We start from the raw sequence: 24,771 nt of genomic DNA, 5'->3' as shown, positions 1-24,771 counted from the left end.
ATCCTCAGCCTGAACTCGATGCCCCGAGTTTCCCGCACGAGAAGCCCAGGAATCAGGCCGCCAGGGCCCGGTTCACCGTCGAACGCAGGTCTGCCAGCGAGAATGGCTTCGTCAGCACGTCGGTGACGATGGCGTCGAGGCCGCGGGCGCGTTCGCGCTGATCGGCGAAACCCGTCATCAGCAGGATGGTGAGGGATGGGAAGTCGCGCTTGGCAGCGAGCGCGAGGGCGATGCCGTCCATCAGCGGCATGCGGATGTCGGTGAGCATCAGGTCGAAATCGCCGGCCGCCTCGGTGAGGCGGTCGAGACCGTCGCTCCCGTCGCTGGCGGTGACAACGGCATGTCCGTCGATCTCCAGCCCACGCTTGAGGAAGCCGCGTATCGTCTCTTCGTCATCCACCAGAAGGATGCGGGCCATAGACACCGTTTTCGCTGGCGCCGGCCGGCCCGGCGCGTTCGGTCAGAGACGCAAGGGCAGTGCCTCCATGTCAAGGCGCAAGCAGGCCTTGTCAGGATTCTGCGAAGGGGCTGTGCGAAAATGTCGCCCTCAGGTCGTCAGGTCCCACCGAAGAGGTCGGGTTCCTGATTGTCGAAATCGACGAGCCCCACGAAGGGCAACTGGCGGTACGCATGAGCCGCATCCATGCCGTAGCCAACCACGAAAGCGTCCGGGCACTGGAAGCCGACGAAGTCGGCGTCGATCGTGACGGCGCGCCTGCCGGGCTTCTCCAGCAGCACCGCCGTCATCACCCTCTTGGCGCCGCGGGCCATCAGCAGGTCCTTGGCGAAGACCAGGGTTCGGCCTGATTCGAGGATGTCATCCACGAGGAGAACGTCGCGGCCGCGCACCTCGCTCTGGACGTCGCGCAGGATCTCGACCTGGCCGGTGGAGACGGTGCCGGTGCGGTAGCTCGATAGGTGAACGAACTCCACCTGCGGCGACAGCCCCGAGCGGTGAAGGGCCCGAAGCAGGTCGGCGGCGAACATGAAGCTGCCCTTGAGAACCGCCACGACGAGCAGCTCCTCCGGCCGGGAGGCGGCGATCTCGCCGGCGAGCTCCTCGTTGCGGCGGGCGATGGCAATTTCGTCGAAGAGGACGCGAACGCGTCTGGAAGGCGTGGTCATCGCCAAGCTCATATCACGGCCGCCTGGCGCTGGCATCGGGCTTCGCCATCGCGGGATCCGCGAACCTGATCTGCACCGAGCGCGCTTGCGCAGGCGGCGCCGACAGGCTGGCGCGAAAACGCGCGCGCTCGCGCTCGTCGAGGGTCGCGCGCGGTGCTGGTATCGTCCAGCGATAGATGGTCTGGTCGCGCGCATCACGCAGTTCGACTTCGATCGGCGGGACCGTGGCTCCCTGATGCGAGACGCCAACGATGTCGCCCTCCACCACGAGTTGGACGCCGCCGCCTTCGCCGCTTCCCTGGAAGGCCACGACGTCGTTGAAATCGATGCCGCGCAGGTTCACGGGGAGGCCGAGCGAGGCATAGAGCGAGGCGCTCTGCGGCATCGCCCGCACGACGCTGGTGCGGGCGACGAGTGCGACGGCCGCGATGCCGGCGACGCTGAGGCCGAGGGCCACGGTAGCCGCCATCGCCTTGAGGGATGCGCGCGGCTTTCGCGCCGGCTTGGCGCGCCTCTTCGTCGTCCGGCGTGGGGCTGCGACGGGCTCCGGCGCCGCTTCGGGCGATGCCGGGGCCGGCGCCTCCGGAGCGATGCCCTCCTCTGCCAGGGCGGATTCCCAGGCGTCGAGGGCAGCCTGGTCCTCGGAGCGGTTGCGGCTTGGATCACTCATGGCCGACATGGCCTCGGCGATCTGGGCGGTGGCGACGTCATCGGGGGTGATGAACCAGGTCTCGCGGCAGGCGGCGCAGCGCACCTGCCGACCCTCGGGGCCGACGCGATCGGTGGGAATCTCGTACTCGCTCGCGCAGGCGGGGCAGACGATCTGCATGACGAATCCGCACGTGAGGGCCGGTCGGCGGTTGCCGCGTGGCGCAAAAAGCCTGACATGGTTGTCGCGGAACGCGGTTAACCGCGGATGAAGCTGCGCTGAATCGAGCAGGGCTTGGGAGCGGACGATCGTGAGCCATCGGCGATGGGCGGCAAGTGCGGCGGGGATCTCGGAGTGCCGGACCGCATGAGGGACAGCCTGCTGTCCGGGGCAGAGGAACCGGTCGTACAATTCGAGAGCGTCGGCATGCGCTACGGTCTCGGGCCGGAGGTGCTAAGCGACGTGAGCTTCCAGATCGCGCCGCACTCGTTCCAGTTCCTCACGGGCCCCTCCGGCGCCGGCAAGACGACGCTGCTGCGGCTCATCCTGCTCTCGGTGCGTCCGACCCGGGGCCTCGTCTCGGTCTTCGGCGAGGAGGTCAGCGGCATAGCCAGCGACACCCTGACGTCGCTGCGCCGGCGCATGGGCGTGGTGTTCCAGGATTTCCGGCTGCTCGACCACCTCACCACCTACGAGAACGTCGCCCTGCCCCTGCGCGTCCAGGGCCGGGCCGAGACGAGTTACCGGGCCGAGGTGGTGGAGCTGCTTCGCTGGGTGGGTCTCGGCGAGCGGATGCACGTCCTGCCGCCGCTCCTCTCGGGCGGGGAGAAGCAGCGCGCCGCCATCGCCCGCGCCCTCATCGCGCGGCCCGAGCTGCTCCTGGCCGACGAGCCCACCGGCAACGTCGATCCTGGCCTCGGCCGCCGCCTGCTGCGGCTCCTCATCGAGCTCAACCGCCTCGGCACCTCGGTGCTGATCGCGACCCACGACTTCGCCCTGATGGACCTCTGCGATGCCCGCCGCCTCGTGCTCGGCCAGGGCCGCCTGACGGTGGAGGGCTAGGGGTGGGCGAAGCCGTCAAGCCGCCTCGTCCCGTCGCAGCGTCGACCGCCGCAGGCGAGGCGGCGTTGCCGGCGACCCTGCGCCGCAACGCGCCGCTGGTGCCCACGGATTCGGCGGCGAGCCGGTCGCTCGCCGCCGTCATCGCGATCCTGACTTTTCTCGCCGCCCTCTGCGCCGGCGCCGCCGAGATGGTGGCCGCAAGCGCCGACCAGTGGCAGGGCGCGGTGGCGCAGGAGGTGACGATCCAGGTCCGCCCGAGCCCCGGCCGGGGCATCGACGCCGACGTCGCCAAGGCGGAGGCCATCGCAAAGGCCACCCCCGGCATCGCGGCGACCCGGGTCTTCTCGAAGGCGGAGGCCGAGCGGCTGCTCGAACCCTGGCTCGGCAGCGGCCTGGACCTTTCCGATCTGCCGGTGCCGCGTCTCGTCACGCTGACGCTGGCGCCGGGACCGAGCCCGGACCTCAAGCCCCTGCGCGCGGCCCTGACCGAGGCCCTGCCGGGCGTGGCGAGTCTCGACGACCATGCCCTCTGGCTGCGGCGGCTCTCGACCATGGCCAACACCTTCGTTGGCGTCGGCGTCGCGGTCGTGGCCCTGGTGCTCCTCGCCACCGGCCTCGCCGTGGCCTTCGCCACACGCGGCGCCATGGCGGGCAACCGCGAGGTCGTGGAGGTGCTGCATTTCGTCGGTGCCGACGACGACTTCATCGCCCGCGCGTTCCAGCGCCGATTCTTCGGCCTCGGCCTGCGTGGCGGCATCGTCGGCTCGAGCGCGGCGTTGCTCACCTTCCTCGTCGCCGGCCTCGTCTCGCGCGGCTGGCGCTCCGGCCCGGCGGGAGAGGAACTCGACGCCCTCTTCGGCAGCTTCCAGATCGGCTGGCGCGGCTACGCCGCCGTGCTCCTCATCGGCGTCATCGCATCCCTGGTCACCGGCCTGGTCTCTCGCCTCACGGTGCGCCGGTTCCTGGCATAGAACTTCGGCCTGAAGCCGTGGATGAAGCGGCCAACCCCTTGCAAAATATCGCCGAAGCCTTGACCTGCCCGGTCCTTCCGGGCCACCGTTAACCATTCGGCAAGCATTGGAGGCGGAAAGTGTGGCCTCTGCAGTGCCGCAATCGCGGCTATCCTTCGGGAGAATGACCACTGGGATGCCGGGCAACACCACCATGAGCCCTCGCGGGGCTTTCGGCTGGTCCTGGGACGAGGCGCGCCAGCGCTCCGACGCGGCGCGCATCGCAAAGGCCGGTGAACGCAGCTGGCGCTTCGCGGCCGGCGGCGTGGCGGCGCTCGGCGGCATCGCGACATTGGCGCTGCTCGGCGGCTTCCTCAGCTTCATCGCCTGCATCGACCAGCGGGAGCGGCCGCTGGCCGAACGCCCCGACGGCATCGTCGCCCTTACGGGCGGATCTCAGCGCATCGGCGACGCCATCGACCTCCTGGCGGCGGGCCATGGCCGGCGCCTGCTCATCACCGGTGTCAACGAGCGCACCAGCCGCGACGAGATCACCAGGCTCAACCCGAGCCAGCGCCACTGGATCGAGTGCTGCGTCGACCTCGACTACCGGGCCCGGAACACCATCGGCAACGCCATCGAGACCCGGCGCTGGATGCGTCTGCACCGCTTCAGCACAGTCGCGGTGGTGACCTCGAACTACCATATGCCGCGCACGCTGATCGAACTCGACCATGCCCTGATGGGCCGCGACAAGGTCGTGCCTCATCCGGTCGTTGCCGAGGGTTTCGCCGAACGTTGGTGGCAGAGCCCCTCCGCGACCCGGCTCCTCGCCTCGGAATACGTCAAGTTCCTCGTCGCATGGGTCCGCACTCGCTTCGAGCACGACCCGGAGACCTCCCGCGCCGCCATCCTGATCGGCCGCCGGAAGCCCATCAGGATGGTCTCAGAACCGCTGATGCGTGAGAACGACTGAGGCCCTACAGGCCCTTGCAGCGGCTGCGGACGAGCCCCGAAAACTCCTTCTCGGACCCCTGTACCTCGGCGAGGCGGGCGCTGCGCTCGGTCCCCGTCAGGCACCGGCCATAAACGCTTGAAACGCGCCGCATCGTCTCGACGTGCCGGCGCCAGACGCGACATCGATCGGCATCGTCCGAGCCGGTCTGTTCGAGTTGTTCGATCGCCTGGCGCTGCATCGAGCTCGCGACGAGGACGTCGCGGGCGCAGGCTGTCGCCTCACCGGCCTGCGCCAGAACCGGCGGAGCCAAGGCTAGGGCGATGGCGCAACCGAATGCCGGCCATCGCGGCGCGGGTGTCATCACGCGGCCTGCGAGGCGGAGGTGTGGGTGAGGAGGGCATAGAGGGCGCTCGCGTCCCGGGCCGCTCGGACGCGGTCGAGGATGCCGGGCTCCCGCAGCATCCGGGCGACCTGCGCGAGGGCCTTCAGATGTTCGGCGCCGGCCCCCTCGGGGGCAAGCAACAGGAAAGCGATGTCGACGGGCTGGCCGTCGAGCGCATCGAAATCCACCGGCTTCTCCAGGCGGGCCACGAGGCCGAACAGCCGGTCGAGGCCCGGCAGCTTGCCATGGGGAATGGCGACGCCGTCACCGATGCCGGTCGAGCCGAGGCGCTCGCGCTGGAGCAGGGTTTCCAGAACCTCGGCCTCGTCGAGGGCAGGCAGACGCCGCACCGCCTGGGCGCTCAGCTCATGGAGAACCTGCTTCTTGGCGCGGGCGCGCAGAGAGGACACGACGGAATCCGGACTGAGGAATTCCAGCACTGGCATGGAGGACCGCTGCCCCGTCGGCGGCGCCGAAGGGACGCCGTACAGTGAGAATGAGACCGCAACCGTGGAATGCACCGCATCCTCGGCCGCCGTCCCTTCGATCGATGACCGGCCCCCGCTCCGACCGGAGAACCGATCAGGCCGTAGCCTCGGGCGGATCGATCCATCCGATCGCCCCATCACTGCGGCGGTATACGACGTTGAGGCGCCCGGTGCCAGCGTGAACGAACACGATCACCGGCGCCCCCGTCAGGTCGAGGGCAGTGACGGCCTCGCTGACGGAATGACGCTTGAGCGTCTTGGTGCTCTCGGCCACCACCGGAGGGTGGGCATCGCCGTCGGCGACCTCGTCGTCGAAGTCCTCGTCCTCGGGTGCGGCAATTACCGCGTAGGCCGCCTCGACGCCGGCGCCGTCGTGGCCGCCGGCACCGTGATCCTTCAGGCGGTGCTTGTAGCGGCGCAGGCGCTTCTCGAGCTTGTCGGCGGCCTGTTCGAAGCTCGATGGCGCGTCATGGGCGCCGCCGGTGACTTCGAGGGTCAGGCCGGTGACGAGATGGATGACGCAATCCGTGCGATAGGCGGTGCCGTCGCGGCGCAGGGTGACATGCCCGCTGGCGCTCGCATTCATCGAGGCATCGAGGAATTTGCCGAGGGTGGCGGCGATCCGGTCCTCGACGCGCCCGCGCAGGGCCTCGCCGAGATCGAGGCCGTGGCCGGTGACGCGCAGGGATCCCATGAAAGCTCCGGTTCTTCGCCGTGTCAGTGATCGAAGTTAAGGATCGTCGGCGGACGAAGTCAACGTGAGGGCGCGGGCGGCTCACGCCGTCGACGTCGCCCTCGCCTCGTCCATCCCCTCTCCGAACCCGCCGCCCACGGCCGTGTCGCGTTCGGGCAGCCAGCGGTCGATGATGGCGTAGAGTTCCGCGCGCTTGAACGGCTTGCCGACATGGTCGTCCATGCCGGCCTCACGGAAGGCGCGGATCTGATCGGGCAGGACATTGGCGGTCATGGCGATGACCGGCAGGCGCGGACCCGGACCAGCCGTGCTCCGGATGATCCGCGTGGCGCTCATCCCGTCCATGCCCGGCATCTGCACGTCCATCAGCACGAGGTCGTAGGCGCTGCCCTGAACCGCAGCCACTGCGGCGGCGCCGTCGCCGACGACGTCCACCGTGTGCCCCCGCGCCTCGATCACCGCGCGGGCCAGGACCTGGTTGATCTCCGTGTCTTCGACGAGCAGGAGACGGCCTCTCTTGTGCGCGCCGCCATCCGTGTCCGCGGTGACCGGGCTCAGTTCCAGGCGACCGCGCGGCAGCGTCAGGGTGAACCAGAACGTCGATCCCCGTTTCTCTTCCGAGAACACCCCGATCTCGCCGTCCATCAGCTCGACGAGGCGCTTGCAGATGGCGAGACCGAGGCCGGTGCCGCCGAAATCCCGCGTAATGGAGCTGTCGGCCTGGCTGAATCGCTCGAACAGCCGCGCCTGCTTCTCGATGGGAATGCCCATGCCTGTATCGCTGATCGAGAAGCGCAGGCGCTCGCCCTTGGCGGAACTCGCCTCGTGCCTGACCGACAGGGCGATGTAGCCCTCGTGTGTGAACTTGCCGGCATTGTTCAGAAGGTTGAGCAGGATCTGCCGCAACCTCGCCTCATCGCCGACGACGCCGCGCGGCAATCCCGGATCGAGGTTGGCCCGGACCTCGACAGCCCCCGCCCGCAATGTCCCGCGCATGATCGACAGGCAATTGTCGATCAGCGCGCCGAGGGCGAAGGGCCGTTGTTCCAGCTCGATCGCTCCCGCCTCGACCTTCGAGAAATCGAGGATGTCATCGACCACCGTGAGCAAGGCCGCTCCCGCAGACTGCACGAGCTCGACCTGCCGCCGGACGACCGGGGGGAGTTCGTCGCCCTTGTCCATGATCAGGCCGGTGAAGCCGATGATGGCATTGAGCGGCGTGCGGATCTCGTGGCTCATGGTGGCCAGGAAGTCGGTCTTTGCCCGGCTCGCCGCGTCGGCATGAGTGCGGGCGAGCTCTGCGGCTTCCTTGGCGGCGCGCAGCTCGTCCGCCTGACGTTGGCGCTCCGAGACGTCGCGGATCGAGCAGACGAGACCCTGTGCGTGGCCGGTCGCCTCGTCGCGCACCAGCCCCACCCGGTTCTCGACCCAGATCCAGCGACCGTCCTTGTGTCTCATCCGGTAGGTGACGTTGTCGTAGTCACCCTCCAGCGCACCGGCAAGGAGGCGCTCGGCCCGTTCCCGGACGTCGGCGACGTTGTCCGGATGCATGAGCAACGAGGCGTCGGCGCCGAGCAGTTCGGCGGGATCGTATCCGAACACCGCTCGACACGAGGGCGAGACGTAGTCGCGGGAGAACGACAGGTCGAGCTTGACGATCACGTCGCTGGTGGTCTCCGCCAGCATGCGATAGCGAGCCTCGCTGTCCCGCAGGGCGTTCTCGGACCGGCGCCGCTCCTCGATGCTGCGGATCGAGGCCACGAAGCCCACCGGCCGGCCGTCCTCGCTCCGCAGGAGTCGCAGGGAAGCCTCCACCCAGATCCAGTCCCCGTTCCTGTGCCGCAGACGGTTGACGTTGACGGCGCGCTCGACGGCGCCCGAGGTCAGGCGCCCGAGCACCCCGCGGAGGCCTTCGACATCGTCGGGATGAAGCATCTGGTACGGACTCGTGCCGAGGAGTTCCTCGGGCGCGTAACCGAGCAGGTCGCGCGAGCCAGGCGAAACGAACAGACGCCGCCCGGCGAGATCCATATGGGTGATCATGTCGGTGGAGTTGTCGGCCAACAGCCGGTAGCAGGCCTCGCTCTCCGCGACCTCCCGCTCGATCCGTTTGAGGTCGGTGATGTCGCGGGCCATCGCCACCAGCCGCTCTGGCCGCTCGTCGGGGCCAGGGATGGGAGTGATCAGGACATCGACATGGAGCGGGTTGCCCTTCGCGGTGAGGATCGCCACGTCGAACCGAGCCGTGGCGCCTGCACGCGCAACATCGAGTTTCGATAAGATCTCGGCTTCCATCTCCGCTGGGAAGAGCCGGGCGAAGGGCTTGCCGATCATCGAATCGGCATCGTCGATCTCCATCAGGCACTGGCCGTTGCGGCTGATGAATTCGAGATTTCCGCGAAGGTCGAGGACCTTGATGCAATCGCCCGATCCATCGACGACACTCCGCAGGAACGCCTCGCTCTTTCTCAGGGCTTGGCCCGCCTCAACGAGCGGCGTGACGAAAATTCGCTTGCCGGCCAGCCATATCACACCGCCCATGAGGGCGATCATGAGAGTGAACGAGAGCGTCGCTCTCGCGATCGCCCCGTCGATCGGCTGGAGGACGGTGTCCCGATCCAGACTGACGAGCAGGCGCGCATCCGTGCCCGGCAGGCGCCTGTAGCCGAAGAGGCGGTCCGTCCCGTCCAGGCCCTTGGCCTCCACATGACCCTCGTCGGCCGACAAGGCCGATCGTACGTAATCGATGCCGGACAGATCCTTACCGGTCACGCCCTCCATAGCCGGGTAACGGGACACGCCGCGGCCTGCCCCGTCGATCAGCAAGACAGCGGTCTTCGGCGTCCTGCCGATGGTCTCTGCCAAGCCGTCGAACCATCCAAGGTCGAGGTTCGCCATCAGGACGGCGCCCCCCTCGCCAGGCGCGAGGGGGAGAGCCGCCGCGATGGTCGGGCGCTGCCGCATCAGAGTGACGAAGAAATCGCTGATCGTGAACCGGCCGGCATTGAGGGTCTTGAGATACCAGTCGCGCCTCGAGACATTGATGCCCATGGCGGCCTCGACGGTCGAGCAGGTGATGATTCCCTCAGCATCCACCCTGAACAGGGCCTCCGCCCAAGGCCGTGTGCGTTGGATCCCTGCCAGGAACGTCCGGCAGGCGGCTGCCGCGCCCTCCGTCACATCGGGGACATTGGAGAGGAGCTGCAGCGTCGACCTGGCATCGTCGATGGCGTCCCGATAGCGCTCCGCACCCTGGCGGGCAGCGTCTTCAACCCGCTCCATCGCGGCCGCGACGGCCTTTCTCCGTTCCTGGTGGAGATCCTTGAACTGCAACGCTGCGAACGGCCCAAGGGCGGCGATCACCAGCAGCAGCAGGCGGGCGCGAAGCCCGAACCAAGTCAGCCGGGTGGCGACGAAGCCGGAAGCGCCGGCGGCAGAAGTCGACATCGACGGTGACCTATGACGGGGACCGATCTCGAGTCGGCGTCAGCTAAGCGGGGCTGTATAATCCATTCATCATCAACAGCGTCAATGCTTAACGCTTCGCTGCCGTCGCTGTCGCCAAGTGTCATCTCGCATAGGCGAAATGTTCGCGGCGACGCTCGATCGAGGAGGGAATGCGCAGGGACTCGCGGTACTTCGCCACCGTGCGGCGGGCGATATCGATGCCTTCGTCGCGCAGGCGCTGGACCAGGGCGTCGTCGGAGAGGACGTCGTTCGACGCCTCACCGTCGACGAGCTGCTTGATGCGGTGGCGCACGGCCTCCGAGGAATGCGAGGCGGTGCCGGCGGCACCCGGGATCGCGGCGGTGAAGAAGTACTTCATCTCGAGCGTGCCGCGGCTGGTGCCGATCGACTTGTTCGAGGTCACCCGCGAGACGGTCGATTCGTGCATGCCGATCGCCTCGGCCACGGTCTTGAGGTTGAGCGGACGTAGATGCGACACCCCGTGCAGGAAGAAGGCGTCCTGCTGCCGAACGATCTCCGAGGCGACCTTCAGGATGGTGCGGGCGCGCTGCTCGAGGCTGCGGGTCAGCCAATTGGCGGTCTGCAGGCATTCCGACAGGAACGCCTTGTCGCCCTCCGCCTTCGCCCCCCGCGAGACGCGGGCATAGTAGCTCTGGTTGACCAGCACGCGCGGCAGCGCCTCGGCGTTGAGCTCCACCAGCCACGAGCCGTCCGGCGCCGCCCGCACGAAGACGTCGGGGATCAGCACCTCCACCGCACGGGAGCCGAAGGCGCGGCCGGGCTTCGGGTCGAGGCGGCGGATCTCCGCCAGCATCTCGACGAGGTCCTCGTCGTCGACGCCGCAGAGCCTGCGCAGGCTGGCGAAGTCGCGCTTGGCCACGAGATCGAGGCGCGAGACCAGGGCCTGCATCGCCGGATCGAACCGATCCTTGTCGCGCAGCTGGATCGCGAGGCACTCGGCGAGGTCGCGGGCGGCCACGCCCGGCGGATCGAAGGTCTGGACCAGGCGCAGCACCCGCGCCACGCGGTCGATCCCGGCGCCGAGCCGCTCGGCGACCTCGTCGATCGATCCGCGCAGGTAGCCGGCATCGTCGACGGCATCGATCAGGAAGCCGCCGATGAGCCGGTCGACCGGGTCCTTCGTGGCGAGGTCGAGCTGGGCGCTGAGATGGTCGCGCAGCGAGACCTCCGAGGTCAGCGTCGCCTCGAAATCGGGCGCGTCGCCGTCGAAGCTGCCGCCGGTATTGCCGTAGGGGGCGGGCGTCAGGGAAAGCATGTCTCCGCCCGTGGCCGCCTCGCGCACGGTGGTCGGGTTGTCATCGGAGAACACGTTGTCGAGGCGGGTATCGAGGTCGCTCTCGATCTGAGCCTGGGTGGCACCGAGTTCCGTGGCGATCCAGGGCTCGGCGTCGCCACCCTCGAAGCCCTCGCCTTCGCCATCGAACGACGTGCTCTCGCCCGCCGCCTCGGGGACGGCATCGGCGCCGCGCCGCTCGGACTCGGCCTCGCCCTCGGCCCGTTCGAGAAGCGGATTGCGCTCCAGCTCGGCATCGACATAGGCGGCAAGATCGAGCTGCGAGAGCTGAAGCAGCTTGATCGCCTGCAGAAGCTGTGGCGTCATCACCAGGGCTTGGCCCTGACGCATCTCCAGCCGCTGCAGCAGACTCATGGCTTGGCCCCGACCCTTGTGACGACTTCGGTCAGAAAGCGGCCGTCAACCGTGACCGGCTATCGGCATCATTCTTGCTTCTCTCGTTCTTCACCTAGGTCTAGCGCCATCGGGCCTGTCCGTCAAAGTGCCTCTGCGGCGTTGTCCCGGAGGCATGGCGTGCGTGACGCACATGAAACGGCTTCACATACGTCAAGCCTCAGAGATCCTGAGCGACTTTCCGGTATCCTGCGACAGGTCGGGTTAGAGATCGGTGGCGGAACGCGGTTAAGGGCGCCTTGCGTCCGCGCTCAGCCGGCTCAGAGCCGGAAATCCTCGCCGAGGTAGAGCCGGCGGGCATCCTCGTTGGCGACGATCTCATCCGGCGTGCCTTCTGTGAGGATGCGTCCGGAATGGGCGATGTAGGCGCGGTCGATGAGACCCAGGGTCTCGCGGACATTGTGGTCCGTGATCAATACGCCAATGCCGCGCTGCTTCAGGTGCTTGACGAGGTCCTGGATGTCGCCGACCGCGATCGGGTCGATGCCGGCGAAGGGCTCGTCCAGCAGCATGAAGGAGGGCGATGAGGCCAGCGCCCGCGCGATCTCGCAGCGCCGCCGCTCGCCGCCGGACAAGGCGATCGACGGCGATCTGCGCAGGCGCGCGATGTCGAATTCCTCGAGCAGCGAATCGAGCTTGCGCTCGCGCTCGCGCTTGTCCGGCTCGACCATCTCCAGCACGGCGCGGATGTTGTCCTCCACCGACAGGCCGCGGAAGATCGAGGCCTCCTGCGGCAGGTAGCCGATGCCGAGGCGAGCGCGCTGGTACATGGGCAGGCGGGTGATATCGAGGCCGTCGAGGCTGATCGACCCCTGGTCGGCCGAGACGAGGCCGGTGATCATGTAGAAGATCGTGGTCTTGCCCGCGCCGTTGGGGCCGAGCAGCCCCACCGCCTCGCCGTTCCGCACGGTCAGGCCGGCCTCGTGCACGACGGTGCGGGCGCCATAGCTCTTGCGCAGGCCGTGGACCGAGAGAATGCCCGGACCGCCGCCCGCATCGAATATCCGCTCAGCCTCGAGGGCGGTCTGGCCGGCCGGTGCGCGGCGTCCGAACAGCCGCGAGAGCAGCGTCGGTCCGCGGGTGGCGGAGGCGACCCGCGCCGGCGCGGTCTCGGCGGGAAAACGCAGGGCGGCGCTCAATTCGCCTGGGCTCGCGGCTTGTCGGCTGGCTTGCCGGCCGCCGGCTGAGCGCAGCCCTTCGCCCCATCTTCCTTCTGCGGCACGAACATCGCCGAGACGCGCCCCCCCGCCACCGGGTCCATGTTGGCGCGGCCCGTATTCATGTCGTAGACGAGGCGCGAACCGCGGGTGACGTTCTGGCACTGGCTCAGGACGACGTTGCCGGTCAGCACGATGCGCTTGGCGTCCTGGTCGAAGACGGCGCTGTCGCCGGTGGCGACCTGATCCTTCTGCACCACCGTCACGGGGCCGGCGCATTCGACCTTCTGGATGCCGTTCTCGCCAAGCGCTGCCGCCGGCTTCTCGGCCTCGTTGTCGGCCTTGGCTTCCCTGCCCCGCCGGTAGCGCACCGTCATGGTCGAGCAGCGGATGGTGCTGTCGCCCTGGACCGCCACGACGTTGCCGGCGAAAACCGCCTTGTTCTCACGATCGAACACGTCGAGCCGGTCGGCGTCGATCTTGATCGGCTCCTTGCCGCCGCCGAGGGCGCCCAGAGCGCCGCCGCGCTCCTTTTTCGGCTGCGCGGCAGGAGCGGCGTTCGAGGCCGGCTGAGCCAGAGCGGCGCCGGAGACCAGGACGCCTGCGACGGCGAGCACGGACATCGCGCGAAAACTCATGGCTTGGCCTCGGCGGCCGGCACCGCCTCCGTCGTGCGGATGCGCGTCGCGTCGGCCTTGGAGCCGCTGGTATGGAATTCGGCGCGGACGTTGCCGATGAAGGAGATGACGCGGCCGTTCTCGACCACGTCGAGGCTGTCGGCCGCCACCGAGCCACTCGGCACCGTGACCGTCACGCTCTCGCGCGAGGAGATGCCGCCGGTCTTGAAGTCCACGGCGGCGGATTTCAGGCGCACCTCCTCGCCCTTGTCGGTCCAGAGGCGAATGTCGCGCTCGAGCGTCAGGGCCTCCTTGGCGGTGTCGAACAGGCCGGTGGCCGCCTCGAGATGGGCGAGGCCGCCCTTGTCGTCGGTGTCGACGCGCCCCTTCATGGATTGCAGCTCGATCAGCGTCGGCTTGCGTACGTCCTGCAACGCCGCCTCGGCGGTGACCTCGTAGCCGCGTGTGCCCTTGCGGAAGCCTGACAGGCGAGGGCTCTCCATCCGCACCTTGGTGCCCGACAGGCTCACCGGCCCGACCGTCACCCCCGGGGCGATATGGCCGAACGGGTTGAGGGTATAGGCGGCGAGCCCGGCCAGCGAGAGCAGGGCGGCGGCGGGAATCAGCACCCGAAGCCGCCTCACCCGCGTGCTGTGGTTGCGGGCGCGCGCATGGGCACGGGTGCGCAGCGAGTTTGCACCCGCCCCGCTCAGCCCCGTCGTCCCGATGGCTTCGAGCCCCTGCATGGATGTCCTGAGAAAGACCGCTGCCGACAGCCCCGCCTGATTGGGCCATCTCTTGAGATGCCGAGCGGATGCGCGCGTGCGGTGGCGAAGTTATGACCTTTCGATTGACGAATGATCAATCGCTTCAGCGCGGACGACACCTCACGCATGTGCGTCGGCGCACGATTCCACGGCGCAGATTACGTATGCGCGAAGATATCGCTGTCCGGCCAGCCGGCGAGATCGAGGCGGGCACGGGTGGGCAGGAAGTCGAAGCAGCTCTGCGCCAGCTCCGTGCGCCCCTCGCGGGCGAGCATGGCATCGAGTCGCGCGCGCGCGGCATGAAGATGGAGGACGTCCGAAGCGGCGTAGTCGAGCTGGGCCTGGGTCAGGGTCTCGGCGCCCCAATCGGAGGATTGCTGCTGCTTCGAGAGATCGACCCCGACGAGTTCGCGGACGACGTCCTTCAGGCCGTGGCGGTCGGTATAGGTACGGGCGAGCTTCGAGGCGACCTTGGTGCAATAGACCGGCGACGGCATGACGCCGAGGGCCTGGAACAGCACCGCAAGATCGAACCTCGCGAAGTGGAAGATCTTGAGCACGGCCGGATCGGCCAGCACCGCCTTGAGGGTCTCGGGCGCCGGGCCTCCCGGAACGATCTGCACCACGTCGGCCTCGCCGTCGCCGCGGGAGATCTGCACGACGCAGAGGCGGTCGCGGTGAGGGTTGAGCCCGAGCGTCTCGGTGTCGATCGCGATGGCCGAACCCGGACGGTAATCGGCGGGCAGGTCGCCCCGATGGGCGCGAATGATTGGCTGAGGAGGCATGGATGGGGCGCTCGGTTCGGAGTGCTTCGGCGCCTAACATCCCGATCCCGGCGGAACAAGGCCGGCTCGAGGACCGAGCCGGCCCTGATCGTCCGCTTACTTCTGCTTGGCGATCACCTTGTCCCTGATGCCGGCATAGACGCTCTCGGAGAGGATCTTCTTCGAGACGAGCTCGTCCTTGCCCTTGTAGGGGCGGCCCTTGATGATCGCCTCGGAGCGGGCGGCCCCGATGCCCGGCAGCGCGTCGAGCTCGGCGGAGGTGGCGCTGTTGAGGTCGATCAGGGTGTGCTTGCCCGCATCGTGCTTGGCGACTTCGGGAGCCGCCGGAGCCTTCGGCGGGGCGACCGGCGCCACCGTCGGGGCGGTGGCGGGCTTCGTGGTGGGAGTCGAGGGGCTCGGCGACTGCGCCAGGGCGGGGGCGGCCGCAAGGCAGGACAGGACGGCGAGGGTGCGCAGAAGCGAGGACGTCATGGGGTTTCTCCCGAAGCGACGGCGCCGGCACGATGGCCGCGTCATCTGACGACATAGGGGGACTTCCCGCTTGAACCACGGCTTAACATCGGCTTTTGCTGTCGTTTAGGCAGTCGGTAGACCGCCTCTAGCCAGCGCCGCCGCGCCGCGTTATACGCTGCCGACGAATCTCCGTTCGAACACGGTGCTGCGGCTTTCCTCTCCCGGAGGGGAGGGCGCTCGGGCACCTTTTTGCCGTAGCAGGACCCGACCATGGCCGTTCCGAAGCGTAAAACCTCCCCCTCCCGGCGCGGAATGCGCCGCTCCGCCGACGCCCTCAAGGCCCCGACCTATGTCGAGGACAAGGATTCGGGCGAGCTGCGCCGCCCCCACCACATCGACCTCAAGACCGGCATGTATCGCGGCCGCCAGGTCCTCAAGGTGAAGTCGGCCGAAGCCTGATCTCTTCTGGTTTATCGTTAGCCGGTCATGATCCTCTCCCCGCCGGGGAGGGGATTTTTTTATGCGCCGACGCGAGCGGTCGCCGCATAACGCGCCGCGGCCACGCGAGTCCTGTCGCCGCGCGAAGGCCTCAGGGCCGGGTCGGTGCTGACGATGAGCTGGGCGAGGAAGCCGGCGAGCGGACGGCCGCGCAGAAGCGGCAGCACCCGCTCAGCCGTCGCGCCGTAGGGCACCAGGGCCTGGCCCTGTGCCGGGCGGGGACGTCCGTCTGTTTCGATCTGTGCCATCGCATCCATCGTCCGCTGCGTTCGCGGTGGGATGCGCAAGGCTTGGGCCGGCGTTAACCTTTCGTCAACCTTCGTTAACGATGGGTCCCGCCGGGGCCGGGCGAAGGCGCCCTATTTCTTGGCGAGGTCCTCGAGACGGGACTGCATCTCGGCCATCTGGCGCTTGAGGTCGTCGAGATCATTGCCGGCCGCCGGGCCGGGGGGCGAGACCTGGACGGCCTGCGGCGGCTTGTTCATGCCCGAGAGCGGGCCGGTGCCGAAGGCCGTGAACATCTTCATGGCGTCGCCGAAGAAGTTCATATTGGCGCGGACCTGCTCTTCGAGCGCGTTCTGGAACACGGTCGGCCCGAAACTCTGGGTCATCTTCTCGCGAAGACCTTCCTTGTCGCTTGCGAAATTCGCCATCGAGAATTCGAGGAAGCTCGGGACCATGGTGCGCATGCTGTCGCCGTAGAAGCGGATGAGCTGGCGCAGGAAAGCCACCGGCAGGAGGTTGTCCTCGCCGGCCTTGTTCTCCTGCTCGAAGATGATCTGGGTCAGCACCGAGCGGGTGATGTCGTCGCCCGTGCGGGCGTCGTAGACGAGGAAATCCTCGCCGCCCTGGACCATGCCGGCCAGATCCTCGAGGGTCACGTAGGTGGAGGTGCCGGTGTGGTAGAGACGCCGGTTGGCGTATTTCTTGATGACCGTGTGATGGGCCTTGCCGTTTTCCGCCATCTGCGGCCTCTCCCGACCGATCATGCCAGCGTTCATTCCTGCGCCTCCCGGACCGGCAGGGATCGCTGCGTTCCTGGAAAGACCTTAAGGCTTTCCCAGGCCGACGAAAACAGCAATCTGCAGCTCGTCCCCGCAGAATAGTGCTAAGCCCTCGCTACATTCCGGCACTGCTTGAGAGGGTAACCGACTGGTATACCCGAGCGCCATGCTTGACTTCACGAAGTCGAGGGCTTTCATCCGGTCAACGGCTCAAAGCGCGCACGCCCTCGACGGCGTCATCGGCAGGCCGCTCGTATCGAGGAGACAGGACACCATGGCAGAAGACATCGTCATCGTCGGCGCGGCACGCACGCCCGTTGGCTCCTTCGGCGGCGCCTTCAACGCCGTACCCGCGCACGAGCTCGGCGCGGTGGCGATCAAGGCCGCCCTCGAGCGCGCCGGCGTCTCCCCCGACGACGTCGACGAGGTGATCTTCGGTCAGGTCCTCACCGCCGGCGCCGGGCAGAACCCGGCCCGCCAGGCCGCCATCAAGGCCGGCATCCCCGAGAAGGCGACCGCCTGGGGCGTCAACCAGGTCTGCGGTTCGGGCCTGCGGACCGTCGCCATCGGCATGCAGCAGATCGCCAACGGCGACGCCACCGTGATCGTGGCCGGCGGCCAGGAATCGATGTCGCTGTCGCCCCATGCGCAGTACCTGCGCGGCGGCCAGAAGATGGGCGAGATCAAGCTCGTCGACACCATGATCAAGGACGGGCTCTGGGACGCCTTCAACGGCTACCACATGGGCACCACCGCCGAGAACGTGGCGCAGGCCTTCCAGCTCACCCGTGAGGAGCAGGACAAGTTCGCCACCGCGTCGCAGAACAAGGCCGAGGCCGCCCGCAACGAGGGCCGCTTCAAGGAGGAGATCGTCCCCGTCACCGTTCCGGGCCGGAAGGGCGACACCATCGTCGACACCGACGAGTACATCCGCGATGGCGCCACCGTGGAGGCCATGGCCAAGCTCAAGCCCGCCTTCTCGAAGGACGGCACCGTGACCGCCGCGAACGCCTCGGGCCTCAATGACGGCGCCGCCGCCATCGTGCTGATGTCGGCCTCCGAGGCCGAGAAGCGCGGGATCACGCCGCTGGCCAAGATCGTGTCCTGGGCTACCGCCGGCGTCGACCCTAAGGTGATGGGTACGGGTCCCATCCCGGCCTCCCGCAAGGCCCTCGACAAGGCCGGCTGGAAGCCGTCCGACCTCGACCTGATCGAGGCCAACGAGGCCTTCGCCGCCCAGGCGCTCGCCGTGAACAAGGACATGGGCTGGGACACCGACAAGGTGAACGTCAATGGCGGCGCCATCGCCATCGGCCACCCGATCGGCGCCTCGGGCGCCCGCGTCCTCGTCACCCTGTTGCACGAGCTCAAGCGCCGCGATGCGAAGAAGGGTCTCGCCACCCTCTGCATCGGCGGCGGAATGGGCGTCGCCATGTGCATCGAGCGGGTGTGAGGACGATTCTCGTTCGGTTTCGAGAAATCTTGAGACCCTTCGAAATTTAACTCGGTGGGCGTGGGTGGCCGAGGCGGCTAGACCCACGCCAGACCTCGAAACGCGACGCAAAAATTCATAAAAAAATTCAGGAGGAAACCATGTCCCAGCAACGTGTTGCCCTCGTCACGGGCGGAACCCGCGGCATCGGCGCTGCGATCTCGAACGGCCTCAAGGCCAAGGGCTACAAGGTCGCCGCCAATTACGGCGGCAACGACGAGGCCGCCAACGCCTTCAAGGCCGAGACCGGCATCCCGGTCTTCAAGTTCGACGTCGGCGATGCCGCCGCCTGCGAGGCCGGGATCAAGGCAGTCGAGGCCGAGGTCGGCCCGATCGACGTCCTCGTCAACAATGCCGGCATCACCCGCGACGGCGCCTTTCACAAGATGACGTTCGACAAGTGGCAGGCGGTCATCAAGACCAACCTCGACTCGATGTTCACCTGCACCCGTCCGGTGATCGAGGGCATGCGTGCCCGTAATTTCGGACGCATCATCCTGATCTCGTCGATCAACGGCCAGAAGGGTCAGGCCGGCCAGACCAACTACTCGGCCGCCAAGGCCGGCGTGATCGGTTTTGCCAAGGCGCTCGCCCAGGAAAGCGCTTCGAAGGGCATCACCGTCAACGTGATCGCGCCCGGCTACATCGCCACCGACATGGTGATGGCGGTGGCGGAGGACATCCGCAACAAGATCATCTCGACGATCCCGGTCGGCCGTCTCGGCGAGGCCGAGGAGATCGCCCGCGCGGTAGAATACCTCGCCGCCGAGGATTCGGGCTTCATCACCGGCTCGACCCTGACGATCAACGGCGCGCAGTACATCGCCTGATCACCGGACGCGGGGGGGGGGCTTGCCGCCCCGCGTTGCATCTCGACGTCAGATCGTCGAAGCCGGGGACGCAAAGCGCAACCGCAGCGGCCATCAACATCGCAGATCGAACCTTAGCGTCATTCCGGGCTCTGCTGCGCAGCCCCGGAATGACAGGCCGCCGCCGTGATCCATCGCCGATGACCTCCGCCACCGCGACCCTGATCGGCTCCGGCGCCATTCTGCTGTGGTCGCTGCTCGCCCTGCTGACGGCGGCGTCGGGCAATGTCCCGCCTTTCCAGCTCGCTGCGATGACCTTCGCGATCGGCGGCTGCCTTGGCTGCGCGAGCTGGATCGTCCGGCCCTCCGGACTGAAGGCCCTACGTCAGCCTTTGGCGGTCTGGGCGCTCGGGATCGGCGGATTGTTCGGCTACCACGCGCTGTATTTCACGGCGCTCCGCCTCGCGCCGCCTGCGGAAGCCGGGCTCCTGAACTATCTCTGGCCGCTCCTCATCGTCCTGCTCTCGGCCGGGCTGCCGGGCGATGCGGGCCTGCGCCAAGGCCATGTCGTCGGTGCGCTCCTCGGTTTGTCCGGGGTCGTCGCCCTGTTCGCGGGGCGGGGCGACCTTCAATTCCCGGCCGGCGCCCTTCCGGGCTACGCCGCCTCCTTCGCCTGCGCCTTCGTCTGGGCAGGCTACTCGGTGCTGTCTCGCCGGGTCGGCGCGGTGCCGACCGATGCGGTGGCCGGGTTTTGCCTCGCCACGGCGGCGCTCAGCCTCGTTTGCCATCTCGCCTTCGAGGAGACGGTCTGGCCGGCCGATGCGGCGCAGTGGCTCGCCCTCGTCGCCCTCGGCCTCGGGCCTGTGGGGGCGGCGTTCTACCTGTGGGATGTCGGGATGAAGCGGGGCGACATTCGCCTCCTCGGCGTCTCGTCCTACGCCGCGCCGGTCCTCTCGACCCTGATCCTGGTGGCGACGAGCTTTGCCGCGGCGACGCCAGCCCTCGGCATCGCCTGCCTCCTCATCGTCGCCGGCGCCGTGGTCGCGGCACGCGCCGCCTTCAGCCCCGCGGCGTCGGCCGCCAATCCGGCGGAGCCATCTCGAAGCCCTCGAAGGTGAAGGCCGGTGAGACGGTGCAGCTTACCAGCGTCCAGGCACCGAGACTGGTGGCAGTCTGCCAATGCCCTGCCGGGACCACGATCTGCGGATGCTGGCCGCGGGCGATGTCCGGGCCGAGATGGCGGGCCTCGGCATCATGGCCGTTGGCGCTCTGGGTGATCACTATCGGCGCGCCGGCATGCCAGAACCAGATCTCGGCGGCGTCGACCCGGTGCCAGGCCGACGTCTCGCCGACATCGAGGAGGTAGTAGATGGCGCTGCCGACGGAGCGCCCCTCGACCTCGCGGGGATCGCGAAAGGTCTCACGATAATGCCCACCCTCGGGATGCGGCGCGAGGCCGAGCCTGGCGATGATGGAAGCGGCGGTCGGCGTTTCGGAACCGGTCATGGACGCCCCTCCGGCGGGGCGGAGATGGCCCCTTGCGGAATGTTCAGGCCCTTGGGGGCCGTCGGTTCGGCCGAGGCCGCCGGTCGGCGTGGCTTTGGTGCGGCCTTGGCCTCGGGCCTGGCCCCGGCCTTGGGCGCCGGCTTAACTGGGTCAGGCTTCACTGCGGGCGCCTCGCTGCACTCGCGGAACGGGATTCGGGCCAGGGTCTCCCCCGCCTCCGACACGATGACCAGGGTATCGGGCAGGAGGGTCAAGGCTTCGTCCCAACGGATCTGAGCGCCGAGCGTCGCCCCAAGGGCAGCGGGAACGCCGCCGCGACGCAAGCCCGACAAATCCGGCCCGAAGGCGGTGGCCCGGCGGTCGCCGACGATGACTTCGAGAACACGAGTCACATCCGGTGTCAGGGGCCTCAGCGGGTTCTCCACCGTAGCGGCGCCCGAGCGCAGCACCCAGATTGCGGCGCCGGACCCTGCTGCGTAGCGGGCCGGTTTGCCTTCGCACAACACGGTGAGGTTCGGCGGGGGCACGTCGGGCTGGATCGCCATCGGCGTCGAGGGCCTGGGCTTGGTGCCGCCCTTTGGAGGAGCCTTCGCGGCTCTGGGCTCATTGCGCTTGGGCGCCGGCCCTTTCGCGGGCGTCTCGGCGGCGGCCGGCTCTTCGAGCGGTGCCTGGGCATGCACTGGCCCCCCCGCGAGCCACAGAGCCGCCACGGCCATGATGGTGCGGCGGATCATCGGCGCTCTCCGGAATGCGGTGCCTCCAGCCGGCCTCGCGGCTCGATTGGATCGAGGTCGAGCACCGCCCCGCTGCGGTCGATCGGGCTCGCGGGCCGCGGCTCGAAATCGTCGATCTCGTCCTCGTCGGCGAGATCGTGCTCGTGCGGCAGGCGCAGGGGCGGACGGCCGGATCGCGCCGCGATCACCGAGACCACCACGCCGGAGACGGCGAGGGCCGCGAGCGCGGCCAGGATCAGAACCGTTTCCATGCAGGCGACAGCGTTAGAGCATGATGCGGGAAAGTGGAATCCGGTTTCCCGACACCATCACGCTCAGGCGGAGCCTCAAGCGGCTTTGCCCGGCTTGCATCTGCCTTACGATGTTGCGCCTCCCGGCGCCTCGCCCCATGGTCGGTTGGACCGGGCGGGTCCTTCTTCGGCGGAACGGTCCTTGCGTCGCGGGGGGCACGGCCCGGCGCGATGCGGGTGGGGAGCAGCCGGGCGCCATACGGGTGTCGCCTCGGCTGGTCCATCATCCCGCGACGGCCCGCCTCCGACGATTCCGTCGCAAAGTTCGCCAAGGTTCAGGATGCGCATGCTCGACCGCAGCCCCGTCGCCCCCGCCGCCGATGCCGAGACCCTGCAGCGCGAGCTGATCGGGCTCATCGAGACTTCGCGGGAGCAATCGAGCGACGATCCGTTCCGCAATCCGGTCCTGGCCGTCACCCTGGCGATCACCCGCCGGCTCGACCGTGGAGAGATCGAGGAGGCCGATCTCGACGCCCTGTTCGCGCGTCTCCGGGGCGAGGCTTTGGCCGAGCGCGCCGTGCGCCTTCGCGGCTATGTCGGCCTCGCCGCACCTCAGCCCGATGCCGCGATGCCGGCGCGCCTCGTCGCAGCGATCCCGAGGGGGCCTGCCGATTTCGAGGCGTTCCGCGATCTTGTCGGCCGCACCGGCTTTGCCGTGGTGTTCACGGCCCACCCGACCTTCGGCATGCCGAAAGCCGTGGCGGCCCTGATCGCCAGGGCCGCCTCCGAGCCAGACGTGGTGCAGCGGGCGCCGCTGATCGAAGAGGCCGCCGCGCTCTCGACCAGGCCCGACCCGAAGATCAGCCTCGACGACGAATTCGACCAAGCCTGTATCGCGGCCAATCACGGCCGCGAGGCCCTCGACGCCTTCAACCGCGCCCTGCTCGATGCCGCCCGCGCCCGCTGGCCCGACCGTTGGACCGAGCTCGTGCCGAAACCCTTCGCCATCGCCAGCTGGGTCGGCTGCGACACCGACGGGCGCACCGATATCGGCTGGTGGGACACCTTGCGCTACCGCATCGAATCGAAGCGGATGCAGCTCGACCGTGTCATGCGCCACCTGCCCGACGTGCCCGCCACCAAAGTGGTGCGCGAGCTGACGCAAGGGGCCCTCGCGGCGGTCAACCGCCAGCTGGCGGTGGCGCCGCGCCTCGGCACCAAGCCGTCGCTGGAGGCCGTGCATCGCTTCGCCCTCGCCCTCATCATCGAGCGCGAACGGGCGCAGACCGATTCCGGGCCGATCCTCGCAGGGCTGGCCGGCGCGATCACGGCGGCCGAGAGCGACGAGGACCGCCGGACCATCGCGGTCCTGCGCTCGGGCATCGCCGCGCACGGCCTCTCGAACGCCCTGCCGCATTTCCGGCTCAACGCCAGCCAGATCCACAACGCCGTGCGCCGGGTCATCGACCTGGAAGGCGAGCCCACCGACGCGGCGCAGCGCCGCTCGCACCTCGCCACCATCCACGCCCTCCTCAACGACGTGCAGCCGGTGGCGGTGGATTTCGGCGCGCTCGCCGCCGAGCGGGCCTCGGCCGCGCGGCTGATGATGACGATCACGCAGATTCTCAAGCACGTCGACGGCACCCATCCGGTGCGCTTCCTCATCGCCGAGACCGAGACCGGCTACACCCTGCTCGCCGCCCTCTGGCTCGCCCGGCATTACGGCATCGCCGACAAGGTCGAGATCACGCCGCTCTTCGAGACCGCGAGCGCCCTCGAACAGGGCATCCGCGTCCTCGACGACGCCCTGCGCAACCCGCATTGGCGTGCATACCTCAAGCGAATCGGCCGGCTCACCGTGCAGTTCGGCTACTCGGATTCCGGCCGTTATGTCGGCCAACTCGCGGCGAGCTTCTGGATCGAGCGGCTGCGCCTTCGCATCACCGACCTGATGGTGCAGAACGATCTCGCCGGGATCGAGCTCGCCATCTTCGACACCCACGGTGAATCGATCGGCCGCGGCGCGCATCCGACGAGTTTGCGCGACCGCCTCGCCTATCTGGCGCCCGAGGATGCGCGCCGCCGCAACCGGGCGTCGGGCATCAGGGTGCGGCTCGAATCGAGCTTCCAGGGCTCGGACGGCTACCTCATGTTCGGCACCCTGCCGCTGGCCAAGGCCACGGTGGAGCGCATCGCCGAGCACGTCTTCGCCCTCGACATCGCGGACGAGGACGCCTTCGCGGATTACGTCCTCACCGATGCCAGCGAGGGCGCCGACGAGACCGACGACCCGATCTACGCCGAGTCCGATTTCGCCACCGAGTTCTTCACGGTGGTGCGCCAGGACATGGAGGCCCTCGTCGACGATACCGGCTACGCGGCCCTGCTTGGCACCTTCGGCCCCAGCCTCCTCGACCGGACCGGCTCGCGCCCGGTGGCGCGCCAGACCGACGGCGGCGGCCCGGTCATGATCACCCATCCGCGCCAGATGCGGGCGATACCCAACAACGCGATCCTGCAGCAGCTCGGCTACCTCGCGAACTCGCTCCACGGCATGGGCCGCGCCGCTGGCCGGGCGCCGGACCTCTTCCGCGACATGCGCCGCGACTCGGTGCGGTTCTCGCGCGCCTTCCGGATGGTCCAGCATGCGGCGAGCGTCAGTGACCTCGACGTGCTGCGCGCCTATATCGACACCCTCGACCCGGCGATGTGGCTGGAGCGGGCGCGCCGGACCACCCGAGACGCGAGACGCGACGAACTCGTCGTCATCGCCACGGCACTCGAGCGCCTCGACCTCGCGCCGAACCTCCGGCGCCTGTTCGGCCGCCTCACCTGCGATTGGCTGAGCCTGCACGGCGCCGCACCCGATCTCGGCAAGATGTCGGCACGGCTGACGCTGCTCCACGCGATCCGCCTCGCGCTGATACACCGGATCTGGTTCCTCGCCGTCCACGTCCCCGGCTTCCGGCCGCAATCGGGCATCACCCGCGAGGCCCTGATCGAACGCTTCCTGCGCCTCGACGTCGACGGCTGCCTCGCCCTCCTCGAAGACATCTTCCCCGTGACACCGGACCCGACGCTGGGCCTCAATTTCGGCGAGCCGGCCGGCCCGCGCGATGTGGGCACCTACGAGGCCGAGCACACGACCTTGTTCGCACCGATCGGCCGGTACTTCTCCCGGGTGCGCGAAGTGACGGGCATGATCCAGCATGAGGTGGGCGCATTCGGGTGAGGC

The 24,771-nt window shown here is 68.5% G+C and carries 26 protein-coding genes; 8 read left to right on the top strand and 18 right to left on the bottom strand.

The window, feature by feature from the left end:
- Positions 1 to 52 precede the first annotated feature (52 nt).
- The 3 genes from K2Y56_RS20345 to K2Y56_RS20335 form a co-directional block, all read right to left on the bottom strand.
- The gene (locus K2Y56_RS20345) at positions 53 to 418 is read right to left on the bottom strand and encodes a response regulator (protein WP_292511893.1); all 366 of its coding nucleotides are present in this window, start codon (positions 416 to 418) and stop codon (positions 53 to 55) included.
- Positions 419 to 555: 137 nt separating this feature from the next.
- Positions 556 to 1,125, bottom strand: a complete 570-nt coding sequence (gene hpt, locus K2Y56_RS20340) for a hypoxanthine phosphoribosyltransferase (RefSeq protein ID WP_292511890.1) — start codon at positions 1,123 to 1,125, stop codon at positions 556 to 558.
- Positions 1,126 to 1,138: 13 nt separating this feature from the next.
- Positions 1,139 to 1,954: a zinc-ribbon domain-containing protein gene (locus tag K2Y56_RS20335; protein WP_292511887.1), complete on the bottom strand. Its 816-nt coding sequence runs from the start codon at positions 1,952 to 1,954 to the stop codon at positions 1,139 to 1,141.
- 186 nt (positions 1,955 to 2,140) lie between these two features.
- Between K2Y56_RS20335 and ftsE the strand changes: the two genes are divergently transcribed.
- The 3 genes from ftsE (at position 2,141) to K2Y56_RS20320 (ending at position 4,762) form a co-directional block, all read left to right on the top strand.
- Complete coding sequence (ftsE, locus tag K2Y56_RS20330; RefSeq protein WP_292511884.1) at positions 2,141 to 2,836, top strand: cell division ATP-binding protein FtsE; 696 nt, start codon at positions 2,141 to 2,143, stop codon at positions 2,834 to 2,836.
- 2 nt (positions 2,837 to 2,838) lie between these two features.
- Positions 2,839 to 3,807, top strand: a complete 969-nt coding sequence (locus K2Y56_RS20325; protein ID WP_292511881.1) for an ABC transporter permease — start codon at positions 2,839 to 2,841, stop codon at positions 3,805 to 3,807.
- A gap of 175 nt (positions 3,808 to 3,982) precedes the next feature.
- Positions 3,983 to 4,762, top strand: a complete 780-nt coding sequence (locus K2Y56_RS20320) for a YdcF family protein (protein WP_292511878.1) — start codon at positions 3,983 to 3,985, stop codon at positions 4,760 to 4,762.
- 4 nt (positions 4,763 to 4,766) lie between these two features.
- Here K2Y56_RS20320 and K2Y56_RS20315 read toward each other — a convergent pair whose 3' ends face one another.
- The 10 genes from K2Y56_RS20315 to K2Y56_RS20270 all read right to left on the bottom strand — a co-directional run bounded on the left by K2Y56_RS20315 (position 4,767) and on the right by K2Y56_RS20270 (position 15,281).
- Positions 4,767 to 5,105 (bottom strand): hypothetical protein, encoded by a 339-nt coding sequence (locus K2Y56_RS20315; RefSeq protein WP_292511875.1) that lies wholly within the window; start codon positions 5,103 to 5,105, stop codon positions 4,767 to 4,769.
- The gene (gene ptsN / locus K2Y56_RS20310) at positions 5,105 to 5,572 is read right to left on the bottom strand and encodes a PTS IIA-like nitrogen regulatory protein PtsN (RefSeq protein ID WP_292511872.1); all 468 of its coding nucleotides are present in this window, start codon (positions 5,570 to 5,572) and stop codon (positions 5,105 to 5,107) included. Before ptsN ends, K2Y56_RS20315 begins: the two co-directional genes overlap by 1 nt.
- 136 nt (positions 5,573 to 5,708) lie before the next feature.
- Positions 5,709 to 6,308, bottom strand: coding sequence for a ribosome-associated translation inhibitor RaiA (raiA, locus tag K2Y56_RS20305; protein ID WP_292511869.1), 600 nt, complete (start codon positions 6,306 to 6,308; stop codon positions 5,709 to 5,711).
- A gap of 81 nt (positions 6,309 to 6,389) precedes the next feature.
- Positions 6,390 to 9,755 (bottom strand): PAS domain S-box protein, encoded by a 3,366-nt coding sequence (locus tag K2Y56_RS20300; RefSeq protein WP_292511865.1) that lies wholly within the window; start codon positions 9,753 to 9,755, stop codon positions 6,390 to 6,392.
- A gap of 121 nt (positions 9,756 to 9,876) precedes the next feature.
- On the bottom strand, positions 9,877 to 11,445 hold the full coding sequence (rpoN, locus tag K2Y56_RS20295; RefSeq protein WP_292511862.1) for an RNA polymerase factor sigma-54: 1,569 nt from the start codon (positions 11,443 to 11,445) through the stop codon (positions 9,877 to 9,879).
- Positions 11,446 to 11,744: 299 nt separating this feature from the next.
- Entirely contained in the window at positions 11,745 to 12,611 is an 867-nt protein-coding gene (gene lptB / locus K2Y56_RS20290; RefSeq protein ID WP_292512098.1) for an LPS export ABC transporter ATP-binding protein, read from the bottom strand.
- 8 nt (positions 12,612 to 12,619) lie between these two features.
- Positions 12,620 to 13,279: an LptA/OstA family protein gene (locus K2Y56_RS20285; RefSeq protein ID WP_292511858.1), complete on the bottom strand. Its 660-nt coding sequence runs from the start codon at positions 13,277 to 13,279 to the stop codon at positions 12,620 to 12,622.
- A complete protein-coding gene (locus K2Y56_RS20280; RefSeq protein ID WP_292511855.1) occupies positions 13,276 to 14,004 on the bottom strand; it encodes a lipopolysaccharide-assembly, LptC-related protein in 729 nt (242 codons plus the stop codon). The genes K2Y56_RS20285 and K2Y56_RS20280 overlap by 4 nt, the downstream gene beginning before the upstream one ends.
- Before the next feature lie 179 nt (positions 14,005 to 14,183).
- The gene (locus K2Y56_RS20275; RefSeq protein WP_292511852.1) at positions 14,184 to 14,810 is read right to left on the bottom strand and encodes a ribonuclease D; all 627 of its coding nucleotides are present in this window, start codon (positions 14,808 to 14,810) and stop codon (positions 14,184 to 14,186) included.
- A gap of 96 nt (positions 14,811 to 14,906) precedes the next feature.
- A complete protein-coding gene (locus K2Y56_RS20270; protein WP_292511849.1) occupies positions 14,907 to 15,281 on the bottom strand; it encodes a helix-hairpin-helix domain-containing protein in 375 nt (124 codons plus the stop codon).
- 252 nt (positions 15,282 to 15,533) lie between these two features.
- On the opposite strand from K2Y56_RS20270, the gene rpmF reads away from it, so the two are divergent.
- On the top strand, positions 15,534 to 15,722 hold the full coding sequence (gene rpmF, locus K2Y56_RS20265) for a 50S ribosomal protein L32 (protein ID WP_003601373.1): 189 nt from the start codon (positions 15,534 to 15,536) through the stop codon (positions 15,720 to 15,722).
- A 59-nt stretch (positions 15,723 to 15,781) separates the two neighbouring features.
- Here the strand turns inward: rpmF and K2Y56_RS20260 are convergent, their stop codons facing one another.
- Both K2Y56_RS20260 and phaR read right to left on the bottom strand, forming a co-directional pair.
- A complete protein-coding gene (locus K2Y56_RS20260; RefSeq protein ID WP_292511786.1) occupies positions 15,782 to 16,009 on the bottom strand; it encodes a hypothetical protein in 228 nt (75 codons plus the stop codon).
- 111 nt (positions 16,010 to 16,120) lie between these two features.
- Positions 16,121 to 16,726 carry a polyhydroxyalkanoate synthesis repressor PhaR gene (gene phaR, locus K2Y56_RS20255; RefSeq protein WP_292512095.1) on the bottom strand — a complete coding sequence of 202 codons (606 nt, stop codon included), beginning with the start codon at positions 16,724 to 16,726 and terminating at the stop codon, positions 16,121 to 16,123.
- 313 nt (positions 16,727 to 17,039) lie between these two features.
- Here phaR and K2Y56_RS20250 point away from each other — a divergent pair, with 313 nt between their 5' ends.
- The 3 genes from K2Y56_RS20250 to K2Y56_RS20240 all read left to right on the top strand — a co-directional run bounded on the left by K2Y56_RS20250 (position 17,040) and on the right by K2Y56_RS20240 (position 20,184).
- Positions 17,040 to 18,218 (top strand): acetyl-CoA C-acetyltransferase, encoded by a 1,179-nt coding sequence (locus K2Y56_RS20250; protein ID WP_292511784.1) that lies wholly within the window; start codon positions 17,040 to 17,042, stop codon positions 18,216 to 18,218.
- 140 nt (positions 18,219 to 18,358) lie between these two features.
- Positions 18,359 to 19,087 carry an acetoacetyl-CoA reductase gene (gene phbB / locus K2Y56_RS20245; RefSeq protein WP_292511782.1) on the top strand — a complete coding sequence of 243 codons (729 nt, stop codon included), beginning with the start codon at positions 18,359 to 18,361 and terminating at the stop codon, positions 19,085 to 19,087.
- Positions 19,088 to 19,266: 179 nt separating this feature from the next.
- Positions 19,267 to 20,184: an EamA family transporter gene (locus K2Y56_RS20240; RefSeq protein WP_292511780.1), complete on the top strand. Its 918-nt coding sequence runs from the start codon at positions 19,267 to 19,269 to the stop codon at positions 20,182 to 20,184.
- Here the strand turns inward: K2Y56_RS20240 and K2Y56_RS20235 are convergent.
- The 3 genes from K2Y56_RS20235 to K2Y56_RS20225 are packed head-to-tail and all read right to left on the bottom strand — an operon-like array spanning position 20,126 to position 21,557.
- The gene (locus K2Y56_RS20235; protein WP_292511778.1) at positions 20,126 to 20,572 is read right to left on the bottom strand and encodes a cupin domain-containing protein; all 447 of its coding nucleotides are present in this window, start codon (positions 20,570 to 20,572) and stop codon (positions 20,126 to 20,128) included. The two genes, K2Y56_RS20240 and K2Y56_RS20235, sit on opposite strands and share 59 nt — an antisense overlap.
- The gene (locus tag K2Y56_RS20230) at positions 20,569 to 21,306 is read right to left on the bottom strand and encodes a hypothetical protein (protein ID WP_292511776.1); all 738 of its coding nucleotides are present in this window, start codon (positions 21,304 to 21,306) and stop codon (positions 20,569 to 20,571) included. The genes K2Y56_RS20235 and K2Y56_RS20230 overlap by 4 nt, the downstream gene beginning before the upstream one ends.
- A complete protein-coding gene (locus K2Y56_RS20225) occupies positions 21,303 to 21,557 on the bottom strand; it encodes a hypothetical protein (protein WP_292511774.1) in 255 nt (84 codons plus the stop codon). Before K2Y56_RS20225 ends, K2Y56_RS20230 begins: the two co-directional genes overlap by 4 nt.
- Positions 21,558 to 21,882: 325 nt before the next feature.
- On the opposite strand from K2Y56_RS20225, the gene K2Y56_RS20220 reads away from it, so the two are divergent.
- A complete protein-coding gene (locus K2Y56_RS20220) occupies positions 21,883 to 24,768 on the top strand; it encodes a phosphoenolpyruvate carboxylase (protein ID WP_292511772.1) in 2,886 nt (961 codons plus the stop codon).
- Positions 24,769 to 24,771: the final 3 nt, after the last annotated feature.

The sequence above is a fragment of the Methylobacterium sp. genome, from assembly GCF_019745455.1.
Lineage (GTDB): Bacteria > Pseudomonadota > Alphaproteobacteria > Rhizobiales > Beijerinckiaceae > Methylobacterium.
Note: the sequence above shows the minus strand (reverse complement) of the source record. Positions and strands in the feature narration are given on the sequence as shown.